The sequence below is a fragment of the Epilithonimonas zeae genome, from assembly GCF_900141765.1.
Classification (GTDB): Bacteria; Bacteroidota; Bacteroidia; order Flavobacteriales; family Weeksellaceae; genus Epilithonimonas; species Epilithonimonas zeae.
Genome location: NZ_FSRK01000001.1, coordinates 477907 through 492324, shown reverse-complemented (window position 1 = coordinate 492324; position 14418 = coordinate 477907). Strand labels below are relative to the sequence as shown.

Genomic DNA, 14418 nt, shown 5'->3' with positions numbered 1-14418 from the left:
ATGAAATAATTTGGAAGACTATTTTCTATCGATTACGTTTTGCAAAGTCGTTTCTTTTGGAACCACCTGCGCATCATCTTTTAGAAGTCCGATGCCTTCTACCACAACTTTGTCGCCAGCTTTTAATCCTGATGTTACAGCATAAGTTAATCCGTCTGGAAGACTTTCGACTTTAATTTCTGTAGATTTCACTTTGTTATCAGCTCCAATCAGGTAAACTAAAACTTTTCCCTGCATCTCGTACGTTGCAGCTTGTGGAATGATAATTACATTTTCGAGATTATTCGGCATCTGAACTGTTGCGCTGTAACCACTTCTGATAAGGCCTTTCGGATTTGGGAAAGTGGCTCTCATAGAAAATGAGCCTGTGTTTGGGTCAACCAATCCACTGATGGATTCAACTTTTCCTTTTTCCTCATATTTGCTTCCGTCTGATAAAACCAATTCTACCAAAGGCGAGTTTTTTAATTTTTCTTTAATTGTTGCACCTTCTGCGTGTTTGAAGAATTCCAGCTGTTGTTTTTCATTAATGGAAAAATAAGCGAATATCTTTGAAACATTGGAAACTGTTGTTAATGGCTGCGCTGTAGCTGTGCTGATGTAACTTCCTGCTTTGTAAGGTAAAGTTCCTACAACACCACTTACCGGACTGTAAAGTTTGGTGTAGCCTTGATTGACTTGGGCATTTGTTAATTGAGCCTGCGTTTCAGCCAAAGATGCTTTCGCAGATTTTAGCGCCAATTCAGCGGATTGTAATTCGTAAGCCGAGATGATTTTTTTGTCAACCAAAGGTTTGGTTTTTGTGACTTGCATTTGTGCGGTTGCAACTGCTGCTCGTGCGCTGTTTACCGTAGCCTGAGCTGCCAAAACAGATTGTTCGTATTGAGGATTTCTGATGAGGAAGAGTAATTGTCCTTTGCTGACCTGACTACCTTCATCGATGTAGATTTTTTCTACGAAACCATCAATTTTAGGTCTAATTTCTACATTTTCGATGCCTTCTAATCGGGCAGGATATTGTGTCAGATTTTCAGCTGGTCCACTTTTCGCAACGATATACTCATATGGTTGTGGTGGCAATTCTTTTTTGTCATCTTTATTTTCTGACTTTGAACAAGATGTTAAAAGACCTAAAACAACAAAAAAGCTAATCGCGATATTCCTCATAAATACTAATTTTTAGATGTGTTTTCAAACAAACGTTCAAATTTATTGATTATCTACAACACTTATGTTATGTAATTAATAATAATATCTATCAAAGATAATCAACAAAAACTATTATTACTGGTGTTCAATAACTTAAAAAATAATTTTAAAGAATATTTAACACAATTTCATCAAACATTTGTTTGAACAGGAAACTTAAAAGCTGTTTATTATAGAGATTTTTAAAAGCTTTTTATTGCTAATTTTTCACAATTATTCTTAATGAAGCAAAGCTACTTTTATGTTAGCAAGAAAACATTACCAAAATTACTGAATTATTTACCAATTTTACTTTTGACAGAATACTCTTCTACAAGAATTTATAAAATGGAAATTTAAATTAATTGATTATGAAAATGTAATATTTTTTGATGTAAAATTGTCATTAATAAAAATGGAAATATGAAATCAATTAAACTTATTTTTTTCTGCACTTTAGTTTACATTTCTTCGAATGCGCAGTCCGATAATACTTATCAAAGTTTAGTTGCCCAGGCAAGTTTATTTCATCTTCAAAAAAATCCGGAAAAAGCAGTTCAACTCTACGAAAAGGCTTTCGAAATACAACAACCTGATGCACTTACAGCTTATAAAGTGGCTGGAATATATTCTTTAAATCAAGATTCGGAAAAAGCTTTCCAATATTTGAAAACATCTTTATTTTCCGGCTGGACTGAAGCTGATTGGTTGTTATTCGACCCTTATTTTGATAATCTAAAAACTAATAATTCTGAAAAATGGAGAGAAATTGAAACGCTTGCAATTTCTCAGGAAAAACAATATGAAAAGACTTTGAAACTTCCCGCTTTGAGAAAAGAAATCAATCTAATGTGCCTGAATGACCAAAAACTTAGATATAAAAAATCACAAAATACAGATGAGAATTTAGCCAAAACAATTGACCAGCAAATTAATGAAGCGGATTCATTCAATCTAATTCAATCTAAAAAAATCATTAAGCAATATGGCTGGCCAAAAATGTCGGAGATTGGAAAAGACGGACAAAATAATCTTTGGTTGATTGTTCAGCACGCTGACCAAGATGTTCTATTTCAAAACGAAGCTTTGTCGGAAATGGAAAAGTTAATCGGAACAAAAGAGCTGAATATGGAAAATTACGTATTTTTATATGACAGAGTTCAATGTAATTTGAATTATAAGCAATTGTACGGGACGCAGGTAATTTGGTCAGGAAATGGAGAAGCATCTGGCTTTAGACCTATGATACGAGAGGATTTAGCAAATGAAAGAAGAGAAAAATTGGGACTTGAACCATTGGAAATCTATTCTTTGATTTATGGATTTTCTTATCAACCTATTGATTCAAAAGAGTCTGCAAAAAGAGAATCAATTTACAATTCACAAGTTAAAGAATTGTTGAAAAATGCCAAGAAAGCATATAATGTAAAGGAATTTCAAAAGGCTTATGATGATTACAACACAGCTTCCACTTTTCTCGGTGGAATGAGTAATAATGACAACATCGAAGCTTCAATTTTGTTTTCCAAAATCGCGAAAATTGACAAAGATGAAAAATATAAAAGCATTGCTTTGGACTTTTTGGATTTGTTATATCTACGAGGAAAATTAACCATAACTCAGCTTCTAAAACAGTCTGAATTTAAGATATTACATCAGGAACAAAGGTGGATTGATTTGTTGGGAAAATTAAAATAATCAAAAAATTGGTTTTTGCTTTTTTATAATAAGTATTTTTGAGGATAAAGAACTAAGGACTGTTTTAATGAAACCTCAAACGCTTCCAATTTTATTCAGTTTCAATTCGCTTTACTTATCATTTTTGTACTTTAGGTTATTTTGGATTTCGGATGGAGAAGAAACGCCTGAACTATTGATTTACAAATATATGTTGTATTCGGTTTTTCTGGTTTATCCGCTTTTCATTTTCTCGACTTTGATTTTTTCAAAAATGACAAAAGCGAATATGCTCCTTAAATTTTTGATTTTTGGATTGGTTTTGTCGGGCCCGGTTTTATACTTTTATTCCTTTGATTTGTTCAAACAAGAGGAATTAATGTGTGGATATCTTGTAATGCTAATCCAATGTTTGATTCAGTCTCAAACCATAAAAGACGAAGAAATGGTAGCAAGATTTGCAGGTGTTTATGCTGGAAAATTGCTTTTGTGGTTTTTCCTTTTAATCATATCACTATCTTATTTTTTATTTGATAATCGTGATATCTTGATGAATATGCTCTTCGGCGGAATCTATTATCTATGCGTTGGAATATTTGATTATTTCATCAACAAGTATAAATTTCTTACAGAAAAATAGGAGCAGTCAATTAATTATTTCCTCACAACAGGAAGAATCTCGTTCTTATTAAGACCAAATCTTTTGATATCAGCTTCTGAGAATTTTTGAGAATAGAAATTGATTTCGGTTTCAAAACCAACACTTTTCAGACGGTCAAAATAATCCATTCCGTACCAGCGAACGTGATCATACTGACCAAAGTGTTTTTGGCGTTCTTTCGGATCTGTGATGGTGAAATCTTCGTAAGTTTTTTCCAGAGAATTTTTCATCGGAACTTGTACAATTCCCCAACCTTTCGGTTTCATCACACGATAAAGTTCGGACATTGCTTTTTTATCATCAACAATATGCTCCAAAACGTGATTGCAGATAATCACATCAAAACTATTATCCTCAAAAGGTAAATCCAAAATATCAGCTTTTACATCCACAATCGGAGAAAACAAATCGGCAGAAGTATAATCCAGATTCTTCATTTTTTTGAATTTTCTGAGGAATTCCTGCTCCGGAGCAATATGAAGAACTTTTAATTTTTCAGTAAAGAAAATAGTTTCATTTTGAAGATAAAGCCACATTTGGCGGTGTCTTTCCAAAGACAACGTTCCTGGAGACAATGCATTTGCTCGTTGTTTTCCGTAACCGTAAGGCAAGAATTTGCGATAAGACCTTCCATCAATCGGGTCTGTAAAATTGTTCCCCTTGAAAAACAAAACAATTATCGGACGCAAAAAAATGCTTAGATTAATAAGCATTGGTCTCGGGATTTTATTGAGGAGAAATTTGGCTAATTTTTTCATTGATTAAAAATCAACTTGGAAAGCTTTTTCTTCGTCAGATTTAATTCCTAAAGCTTCGTAAATATAATCGTAAGTAGAAAGCAAAACAGGTTTTCCATTGTAAACACAAACATCGTGTTCAAAATGCGCGGAAGGCTGATTGTCCAAAGTTGTAACAGTCCAACCATCATTATGGAACTTCACTTTTTCTGTTCCAAGGTTAATCATCGGTTCGATTGCAAGGCAAATTCCGTCTTTTAGGACTTTTCCGCTTCCTGGTTTTCCATAATTCGGAACTTGCGGGTCTTCGTGCATTTGTCTTCCAACACCGTGACCAACCAATTCTCTCACTACACCATAACCTTCTTTTTCACAATGTTTTTGGATAGCATTGGAAATATCTCCCACTCTCTTTCCTCTCACACATTGCTCGATCCCTTTGTACAAAGATTCTTTGGTAACTCTCAATAGTTTTTTAACCTCATCGGAAACTTCTCCAACTTCAAAGGTGTAAGCATGGTCACCAACAAATCCGTTCCAGAAAACACCACAATCTACAGAAAGAATAGTTCCTTCCTTTATAGGTTCAGAATTTGGAATTCCGTGAACGACTTGCTCATTTGGTGAAATACAAAGTGATGCAGGAAATCCGCCATAGCCTAAGAATGCAGGTTCTGCACCGTGGTCTTTGATAAAATCATAAGCTAATTTATCAAGATGAAGTGTTGTAACGCCTGGCTTAATTTCTTTTGCCAACATCCCCAAAGTCTGGGATACCAATCTTGCACTTTGCTTCATCAATCGAAGCTCATCTATATTTTTGAGTTGAATCATTTATAATTGCATTGATGTATTATGTAAAATGTATTTTTAAAACGATATTTTGTACTTTTTACATTTTACTTTTACAAAGAGACTTACCAAAAAAGTCCTCTTTTCTTTTCTTTTTTCATTTTGGAGTAAGCGTGAACTTCACCGCCCGCCACTTGGAACTCTATTCTTTCGTTGATGATTTGGTAGATTTCGCCCCAACCCGGGAATCCGCCAAGATTTCTGTCATCGATGAAAAGGTCTGCGTCAATCTTTCTTGATTGCGTTTCCGAATCGAAAACTTCACCTTCAAAACTGGAATTAACAGCGTAAAATTCTAATCCGTTTTTTCTGCAGAATTCTACCGCATCTTCCAAAGATTTACCGTGTCGGTAAGTCCAAAGAATCAATCTGTAACCTTCTCCCTGAAGTTTTTTCAAAGTTTCGAATGCAAATGTTTTGGCTTTCCCAATTCCCGGATAAGCATCATCCACAATAGTTCCATCGAAATCGATTGCTAGTTTTTTATTACTTTTTATCATTGTTGTTTTTTATGAAAATAAGTGAGCAAATATACAAATTATATAAATGTCTTTTTAATTTTATAAATCAATGAAATTATTGATTTAATCAAATATTTTAAATTTTCTATACAAGAAAACCTGACCAAAGATCAGGTTTTTACTATTTAATAATTGTAATAACTATGAATATTTATTAATGTTTTATGACTTTGAAAGTTTTGGATTCTCCATTCTTCAACACTGTATTGACGAAATAAATTCCTTTTGACAAATTCGACACGTCTATCTTATTATTTTTAACTTCAGTAATAGTTTTAATAGTCTGTCCTGCAGCATTGTAGATGAATACTTTGTCAACATTCTGAATTGAACTGATATTCAACTCATTGGAAACTGGATTTGGAAAAACAGATACTTGATTTTTACCAACTTCATTAACAGCCAAATATGGATTTAAGAAACCTGAAATCTCGAAGACATAATTGTATCCGGCATTAGATTCCCAAGTTTCTCCACCGTCAAATGATACGACAGAATCCAAGTCACTTCCAGAATTAGGTGTAACTTCCCAACTTTGATAGTCTGTGAACGGAAACGGCGCTGCAATAATCTCGATAAAATACCTTCCCGGCAATAAGTCAACAGGCTGACTCCAATCAAACTCAACATCTGCTGCCACAACATCCAAAGGGAAACCTTGTACAGGGTGATAACCGTAGAAATTCTCCGTCGTTGGACCAACATTCTCAAAAGTGTGAAGAATCTCACCTGGTAAATCATTCTCAGACTTACGGATATTGATTGTCGCATTTTTGATATTACCCAGTTGCAAAGTAGAAATTTTGAATTTTGTAAATGTCAGTTTCTGCCCATCCGGAACTACAAAGTCATCCGCCAACGATGTCCAGATCATACGAACACCAGCTTCGTGGGAATCTCCGAAATTACCTGCTGTGAAAGGCGTTCCAGTCGGTTGCTGTTCGCTTGTGTCATTACAATTTCCTATAACTTCAAAAACGTGATCGTAGTAAGAAAATCCACCAAACCAAGGATCTGTATCAAATTTTGTAAAATCGAATCTGCCTAATTTTCTCGTATTTTGATCGGTAATTTCCCAGCTTACCGGCGTATTGTCGCCGGGAGCCGCTTGTAATTGAACAAAGTATTTACCTTTCGGCAAATCGAATGGCGATGGAAAATCTACAGTAATTTTGTAAGCATCCATATTTTCTAAAGTCGATTGATAATCCAAAACCTGAGAAGTCGGAACCAAATTCGTGAAAGTCTGAATTACTTCTCCAGGAACGCCTTGGTTTTCTTTAAGAATATAGACATTCACAAAGTTTAGATTGGCAGAACCTTTCAAAACATTGAACGTTAATTGCTTTGCCGTAAGAATTTTTCCTGGAGCAACATCGAAATCAGAAGCTGCACTATATTCATAAGTACCTCCTGTCGTAATATTTTCGCCGTTTGAAATTTTGTCCGAACCAATTCCATAACTGCAATTTTCACCTGATTGTGCAAATCCTAAAACGCTGGATAACGCCAAGGCAATAAGTAAGTTTTTTCTCATATCAAATTTTATAATTGTTGATGCTAAACTATGTTACATTATCTGTAAATCCAACTTTAACCCTTTCGAAATCCTTGATTTTGAAATAAGAAATCATTATTCAAAATACTGAAATTCAATATTTTAAATTTTAAAATTTAGCTTTTATAAAGATTAATTTTTTGAAGCTTCGCGAATGAAAACAGAAGGCGAAATACCCGTAATATTTCGGAAAACAGTCGCAAAAGAACTATGCGAAGCAAAGCCACATTCTTCTGCCAGATAACTTATTTTATAATTCTGATATTCTTTATTAGTATAAATTTTCTGACAGATGTACGCAATTCTCAACTCATTGATGTAAGTATTGAAGTTCTTGCCTTTATACTTATTAATAACCTCAGAAAGGTAACTTGTATTGGTTTTGAGTTGAAGGGCTAGACCCGCAATCGTCAATTTCGGATTGGTAAATTTCTCAGATTCTTCAAATTTCTGAAGTTTATCCAGCAAATCTTTTTCGACAGAATTAGGAATCTGAACTGGTGAATCTTTCTGAACTTCTACCGGAGATTCTAATTTATTTTTAGTTGAAATGATCTTGTCTGACTCCAATTTATGAATGATATTTTCAAAAACCTTTCTTTCTTTTTTTCTTCGATAAAGTAAAAAGATAATTGCAAAAGCTAATATTAAAACAAAAACTGTCGCAATAATCACAATATTTTTCTTAGAACTATCGGCATCAGAAATGGCATCTTTATAATCTTTCTGTTCTGCATTGATAGCGGACGAAATAGCTTTCATCTCACTTTCTCTGATGCTTCTGTTGAGTTTTATGAATTCCTCATTGTAAAGAGAATATTGAGATTGGTCATTCAAAGCTTTAAAATCTTGGGAAAGATTATAATAAACATCAGAAAGCAGACGCGTATCCAAATCACTTTTATGCTTGAGAACAATCTTCAAAGTATCAATTGCTCGTTGATATTCTTTCCTACCCGCATAAACTTGAGACAAAGCATTATAAATGAAATAGTTTATCTCATTGTTATAATTGTTCTTAATCGCAAGAGCTTTATTCAGATAGATTTCTGCAGAATCATTTTTAAGGTAATAGTAGGAATTCCCAATATTATAAAGCGAACGCCTGTGATGATAAATTGATTGTTCATCAGGATTTTTGACTAACTCAATTTCCTTCAGTGATTTTTTATAGAATTCGCTGGCTTTTTGATAATTTTCTTCATCAAAATCAATATTCCCGATTTCCAGATAAGACAAAGTTTTCAGTAGTTTTTTCTTGTCTCCTTCTGGTAATTTGTTGATTTGTTTGATAGCATTATCAAGATAGAATTTGGCTTTATCATTCAGATTTAGTTGAACATACTGATGCGCAATAGAACCATTCATTCTGGCAATCAATGCATAATCATCTGTTTTTTCTGCAAATTCTTTGGCTTTGAAAAGTAGTTCTGTAGATTTTTTAAGGTCATTATTTTTGAAGTACGAAACTGCCAAAGATGCGAGCTCTTCACTTTTCTTTGTATTGTAGTCGTTATCATTAGACAAAATATTCTGCCCAAATACAAGATTAGCCATCAAAATGCAACAGAAAAAAAATCTGCCAATCATCATTATTTATGAATTAATGAAACGAATTTACACCAAAAAATAAAAAAGTCGGTAAAAAACCGACTTTTCTATTTTATTTATCTTGAGTTTCTAGTTCGCCAGAATATTCCCAGTCATTTCTTCAGGAATATCTACGCCCATCACTTTCAAAATTGTTGGCGCCACATCACCCAATTTCCCTGGTGTCAAATTCCAAGTATGGTCTTTATCCATTACGATGAACGGAACCAAGTTAGTAGAGTGTTGCGTGTTTGGAGAACCATCCGGATTTATCATTACATCAGAGTTTCCGTGATCTGCCAAGATGAAAACCGCATAACCGTGTTCATAAGCCGTTTCAGCAACTTTTTGGATACAAGAATCAACAACTTCCGCCGCTTTTACTGCTGCAGAAAAAACACCTGTATGACCAACCATATCTGTATTTGCAAAATTAAGAACTACAAAATCTGCAGATTCTTTTTGTAACTCAGGCACGATTGCATTGGTGATATCGTAAGCCGACATTTCGGGTTTCAAATCGTAAGTCGCAACATCTTTCGGACTCGGGCAAAGCAAACGTCTTTCCTGAACGAATTCTGCTTCTCTACCGCCAGAGAAAAAGAAAGTAACGTGGGGATATTTTTCTGTTTCAGCGATTCTGATTTGAGATTTGCCTGCCGCTTCCAATACTTCGCCCATTGTTTTCTGAAGAACATTCTCATCAAAAACAACTCTTACATTCTGGAATGTTTTATCATAATTCGTCAAAGTCACATAGTACAAGTCAAGCTTTTTCATTCCATACTCTGGGAAGTCTTGCTGAGAAAGCACTTCTGTGATCTCACGACCTCTGTCTGTACGGAAATTGAAAGAAATCACAACATCGTGGTCTTCAATCTTAGCAATCGGGAAATGATTCTGAACTGCAACAATTGGCTGGATAAACTCATCCGTAACATCTGCATTGTACGAATCCTGAATCGCCTGAACCAGATCTTTTGACTCCTTTCCTACTCCGTTTACCATTACATCATAAGCCAACTTCACACGCTCCCAACGCTTGTCTCTGTCCATCGCATAATAACGACCGATGACAGAAGCCAGTTTCCCGGTTGTGGATTTCATATGATTCAGCAAATCTTCAATGAAACCTTTTCCGGACTTCGGGTCACAGTCACGTCCGTCTGTGAAAGCGTGAACGAAAACATTATCCTTGAATCCAAATTCGTGAGCTGCCGTCAGCAAACCTTTCAAGTGATTGATATGAGAATGCACACCACCATTGGAAACCAATCCAATGAAATGTACTTTTTTGTTGTTGGCTTTAGCATATTCGAAAGCAGCTTGGATGACAGGTTCTTTTCCAAGACTTCCGTTTTCCACAGCCATATTTAGTTTTACAAGGTTTTGGTAAACGACTCTACCGGCACCAAGATTCATATGTCCTACTTCCGAGTTCCCCATTTGTCCGGCCGGCAGACCAACTGCCAAACCACTTGCTTCCAAAGTTGTGTTCGGAAAGTTTTTAAGTGCTGAATCTATAAAAGGTGTTTTAGCTTGAGCCAGAGCGGAAACGCTATCGTTAAGACCTATTCCCCAGCCATCTAATATTGCAAGAATTGCTTTTTTTGACATTTTTAATTTTGTTTTGTTACTACAAATTTACGAAATGAAAATGCGTTAAGATAATTTCTAAAGATATTTTTTGCAGATTGATAAATATGATTAACTTTAAGACCCTTTTTTAAAAAATCAAAATGGACTTAAGAGACCAACTGAAAAACCTTTTCCCTGAACACGAAGAACAGGATTTCCAAATGCCTAACGAAGCCAAAGAAAACTTCAAACAGAAAGAACCTTTGGTGTGCAAATTCGAGAAGAAAGGCAGAAACGGGAAACCTGTAACCATTATCGAAGGTTGGGAAGGTGACGATGAAGGCTTGAAAGAAATCTCGAAAAAAATCAAAACAACACTCGGAATCGGCGGTTCTGAAAAAGATGGAACTATCATCATCCAAGGCGACAACCGAGACAAAATAATGACCATACTGAAAGACCTTGGTTACAAAACAAAACGTGTAGGAGGATGAGAATAATTATTAATGCTGAATTATAAATAATATTTGCTCGCAGATTTAGCTAATTAAGCAGATTAAGAAATCTGTGAAATCTGGAAAATCAGCGAGATAAAAATTAAATCTAATTTCTATTTGTTTACCATCTATTTTCTAAAAACAATCTAAAAATTAAAAAATCAATATAATATGATCAACAAACTAGCAGCTTCTGAATTGGTTCTAAATGACGACGGAAGTGTTTACCACCTCAATCTTCTTCCGGAAGATCTTGCAGACAAAGTACTTCTTGTAGGCGACCCAGACAGAGTTCCAAAAGTTTCAAAATTCTTCGATACTATCGAAATTAAAAAGAACAAAAGAGAATTCTATACACACACGGGAACTTTGCGTGGCGAGAGAATCACGGTAATGTCAACAGGAATCGGGACAGAGAACATCGATATCGTGATGAACGAATTGGATGCTTTGGTCAATATCGATTTGAAGGAAAAGGAATTCAAAAAAGAACATAAGTCGCTGGAACTTTTCCGTATGGGAACTTGCGGAAGTGTGAATCCGGACATCGAAGTTAATAATATGCTGGTAACGCAGAATGTTGTTGGTCTGGACGGATTGATGCATTTTTATCAGGATTACGCATTTGAAAATGAGTTCAGTAAGAATTTCTTAGAAAAATTCCCTTATGAGAAAATCAAACCAATGTTGTATTTCTCAGATTGGGCAGAAGATATCGCTGATTATTATGCTGATGCAAAATACAGAGGAAACACCGCGACTTTCCCTGGATTCTATGCACCTCAAGGTCGCCAGTTGAGATTGAAAGCACTTGATGACAAATTCCTTGAAACTCTAAATGACCTAGGTGTTTCGAACTTCGAAATGGAAACTTCTGCAATCTATGGTCTATCCAAATTATTAGGACACAAAGCAATTACTGTGAACTGCGTTATCGCTAACAGAAGACGTGGCGAATTTGCAAGCGACCACCACGCATCAGAAAAAATGATGATTGAGTGGGTTCTTGACAGAATTATTAAGTAGACACAATCTTTTAAATATAACAATTTACCAATCCAACAATTAGTACGCATTGGTAAATTGTTATATTTTTTTTCATTGTTAAATTGTATTCCGTACAAAACAACTTTCAATATGGTCATCTACAATTCCAGTAGCCTGAAGATGAGAATAGATAACCGTTGAACCCAGAAATTTGAATCCTCTTTTCTTCAAATCTTTGCTAATGGCATCAGACAATTCTGTCGTAGCCGGTGCTTCCGTATGAACTTTCCAGGCATTTACAATTCGGCTTCCGCCTGTAAAGGTTGAAATGTAATTATAAAAACTCCCGAATTCTTTCTGAAGCTCCATAAACTTTTGCGCATTGGAAATAGCTGCATTCACTTTTAACCGGTTTCGGACGATTCCTGTATCCTGCATCAGTTCTTCGACTTTATCTTCTCCATATTTTGCAATCTTCTTATAATCGAAATTATCAAAAGCCCTTCCGAAAGTTTCTCTTTTTCTAAGAATTGTAATCCAACTTAATCCTGCTTGGAAGCTTTCGAGAATCAAAAACTCAAACATTGTTGCATCATCGGTCACCAATCTTCCCCATTCCTCATCGTGATACTTCTGATAAAGTTCATCTGTTCCGCACCAGGCACATCTAATTTTTTCCATTGCTTTTAATTTTGATGTCAATTTAGGAAACATTATAAATTCAAAACAAAACATTAACGTTCGTTAAGATTTAACGGCATCGTAATTGAATAATTGGTTAGCATCAAATCAAATTTTTCAATATTAATCACTAAAACAAAATATTATGAGTACGCAAGACCAAAATTACAATGATGCAGAAAGAGCTGTCAACAAAACTGAAAATTCATTAGAAAATGCAGCTGACAGAGCTAAAAACAAAGTGAATGAATATGCAGACAGAGCTCGAAATTATATTGATGAACAAAAAAGAAAAAATGAAGAGCCAACAAGAGAAGGCTTTTTCGAAAATCTAAAATCAAGCGCTGCAGAAGCTTGGGAAGACACCAAAGATTTTGCAGACAAAGCTTGGGAAACAACAAAAGATACCGCTTCTGATGCCTGGGAAAAAACCAAAGATGCAGCCGAGGATGTAAAAGCAGAAGTGCGTAAAGCAACGAATTAGTTTTTAAGTTAGTAATAGTTTTTCACGAAAAGGAGAAGACAATGATTTGTCTTCTCCTTTTTAATTATATTTGCAAAATTATTATCAATGAAGATGAGAAACTTATTATTTTCGGTCTTATTTTTAGGATTTTTCGCAAATTCCCAAACATTCAATCAAGATTATGCAAATGTTGCCAATCTTGTTTCTCAGTCCAATATCAATACTTATTTACAAGAATTCGAAGGTTTGGGCGTAAAAACCACAGGTTCTACAGCCAACAACAATGCTTACAATTGGCTGAAAAACAAATATCTTTCTTTCGGATATTCGGAATCTCAAATTACGAAAGATGATTTTACATATAGCGGAAAAACAACTTCCAATTTAATTGTCACAAAAACAGGAACCAAATACCCTAATACTTACGTCATCATTTGTGGACATTACGATACGATTACCGGAACCGGAACCAATGACAATGGAAGCGGTGTTTCGGTAATTCTTGAAGTGGCTAGACTTTTGAAAAATGTTTCAACAGAATATTCTATCAAGTTCATTAATTTTTCTGGAGAAGAGCAAGGCTTACTCGGTTCTGCACATTACGTTTCCAATGTTGTGAATGCGACCAGCCCGAAAATGAGCATCCGTTTGGTTCTTAATATCGATGAAGTTGGCGGTGTAAAAGGAAAGACCAATGATACAGTCACTTGCGAAAGAGATGAATCCAACAGTCCAAGCTCCAACAACTCAGCTTCCAATACTTTCACACAACAATTGATGAATTGCGTAACTTTATATTCGACTTTGAAAACCAATCTCAGCTACGCCTATGCTTCCGATTATATGCCATTTCAAGCGAATGGTGAAATTATCACAGGACTTTTCGAGTACAACGAAACGCAATACGCACACACTGTAAATGATACTTATGTCAATCTTGACCCAGTTTACATTTATAATATCGCAAAAGCTACAACGGGAGCGGTTCAGCATTTTGCGATTGCGAATCAGACATTGGATGTTTGTACCCCTAAGGAAATTGCAATGAGTTTCAGGTTTTATCCAAATCCCGCAAAAGATTATCTACAACTAGAATTTTTGAACAGCAAAACTCAGCATTTTAATTTTACGATTACAACATTGGATGGCAAAATCCTTAGTAAAACGGAGAATCAAACTAGAATAGATATTTCAAACCTTCCGAAAGGTATTTATCTTGGAACTTTCAAAATCGAAGACCAGCAGATTACTAAAAAAATTATTGTAGAATAAGAAAGTTTGGATTTTCAATTTCTTAATTTTTCAAAGTTTCAATATTATTTTGGCAATCCCCTCGCCTACGCATTTGCCAAAGCCAGGGTTGCGCTATCCACTATTATCTTTTGTTTTGGCCTTAGCTAAATCCAATAAAAACAAAAGGATGGC

14 protein-coding genes are annotated in these 14418 nt (G+C 35.0%); 6 read left to right on the top strand and 8 right to left on the bottom strand.

Features of this window, described 5'->3' with window-relative positions:
* Positions 1-18 precede the first annotated feature (18 nt).
* On the bottom strand, positions 19-1167 hold the full coding sequence (locus BUR19_RS02220; protein WP_074233300.1) for an efflux RND transporter periplasmic adaptor subunit: 1149 nt from the start codon (positions 1165-1167) through the stop codon (positions 19-21).
* 444 nt (positions 1168-1611) lie between these two features.
* Here BUR19_RS02220 and BUR19_RS02215 point away from each other — a divergent pair, with 444 nt between their 5' ends.
* Positions 1612-2886 (top strand): tetratricopeptide repeat protein, encoded by a 1275-nt coding sequence (locus BUR19_RS02215; RefSeq protein WP_074233299.1) that lies wholly within the window; start codon positions 1612-1614, stop codon positions 2884-2886.
* A 67-nt stretch (positions 2887-2953) separates the two neighbouring features.
* On the top strand, positions 2954-3505 hold the full coding sequence (locus BUR19_RS02210; RefSeq protein ID WP_074233298.1) for a hypothetical protein: 552 nt from the start codon (positions 2954-2956) through the stop codon (positions 3503-3505).
* Between the two features lie 14 nt (positions 3506-3519).
* On the opposite strand, the gene BUR19_RS02205 is transcribed toward BUR19_RS02210, so the two are convergent.
* From BUR19_RS02205 to gpmI, 6 genes are all read right to left on the bottom strand, one after another.
* Positions 3520-4284 (bottom strand): class I SAM-dependent methyltransferase, encoded by a 765-nt coding sequence (locus BUR19_RS02205; protein ID WP_074233297.1) that lies wholly within the window; start codon positions 4282-4284, stop codon positions 3520-3522.
* A 3-nt stretch (positions 4285-4287) separates the two neighbouring features.
* Complete coding sequence (gene map / locus BUR19_RS02200; protein WP_074233296.1) at positions 4288-5097, bottom strand: type I methionyl aminopeptidase; 810 nt, start codon at positions 5095-5097, stop codon at positions 4288-4290.
* Between the two features lie 83 nt (positions 5098-5180).
* Entirely contained in the window at positions 5181-5612 is a 432-nt protein-coding gene (locus BUR19_RS02195) for a BT0820 family HAD-type phosphatase (RefSeq protein ID WP_074235511.1), read from the bottom strand.
* A 178-nt stretch (positions 5613-5790) separates the two neighbouring features.
* On the bottom strand, positions 5791-7173 hold the full coding sequence (locus BUR19_RS02190; RefSeq protein ID WP_074233295.1) for a T9SS type A sorting domain-containing protein: 1383 nt from the start codon (positions 7171-7173) through the stop codon (positions 5791-5793).
* Positions 7174-7326: 153 nt separating this feature from the next.
* Positions 7327-8751 (bottom strand): helix-turn-helix domain-containing protein, encoded by a 1425-nt coding sequence (locus tag BUR19_RS02185; protein WP_175565857.1) that lies wholly within the window; start codon positions 8749-8751, stop codon positions 7327-7329.
* Between the two features lie 123 nt (positions 8752-8874).
* Entirely contained in the window at positions 8875-10401 is a 1527-nt protein-coding gene (gene gpmI, locus BUR19_RS02180; RefSeq protein ID WP_074233293.1) for a 2,3-bisphosphoglycerate-independent phosphoglycerate mutase, read from the bottom strand.
* A gap of 122 nt (positions 10402-10523) precedes the next feature.
* On the opposite strand from gpmI, the gene BUR19_RS02175 reads away from it, so the two are divergent.
* Both BUR19_RS02175 and BUR19_RS02170 read left to right on the top strand, forming a co-directional pair.
* Complete coding sequence (locus BUR19_RS02175) at positions 10524-10856, top strand: translation initiation factor (RefSeq protein ID WP_074233292.1); 333 nt, start codon at positions 10524-10526, stop codon at positions 10854-10856.
* 174 nt (positions 10857-11030) lie between these two features.
* A complete protein-coding gene (locus tag BUR19_RS02170; protein WP_074233291.1) occupies positions 11031-11885 on the top strand; it encodes a nucleoside phosphorylase in 855 nt (284 codons plus the stop codon).
* 78 nt (positions 11886-11963) lie between these two features.
* On the opposite strand, the gene BUR19_RS02165 is transcribed toward BUR19_RS02170, so the two are convergent.
* A complete protein-coding gene (locus tag BUR19_RS02165; protein ID WP_074235510.1) occupies positions 11964-12527 on the bottom strand; it encodes a DNA-3-methyladenine glycosylase I in 564 nt (187 codons plus the stop codon).
* Positions 12528-12672: 145 nt separating this feature from the next.
* Here BUR19_RS02165 and BUR19_RS02160 point away from each other — a divergent pair, with 145 nt between their 5' ends.
* Positions 12673-13011 carry a hypothetical protein gene (locus tag BUR19_RS02160; RefSeq protein ID WP_175565856.1) on the top strand — a complete coding sequence of 113 codons (339 nt, stop codon included), beginning with the start codon at positions 12673-12675 and terminating at the stop codon, positions 13009-13011.
* A gap of 87 nt (positions 13012-13098) precedes the next feature.
* A complete protein-coding gene (locus tag BUR19_RS02155) occupies positions 13099-14265 on the top strand; it encodes a M28 family peptidase (protein WP_083600625.1) in 1167 nt (388 codons plus the stop codon).
* Positions 14266-14418 lie beyond the last annotated feature (153 nt).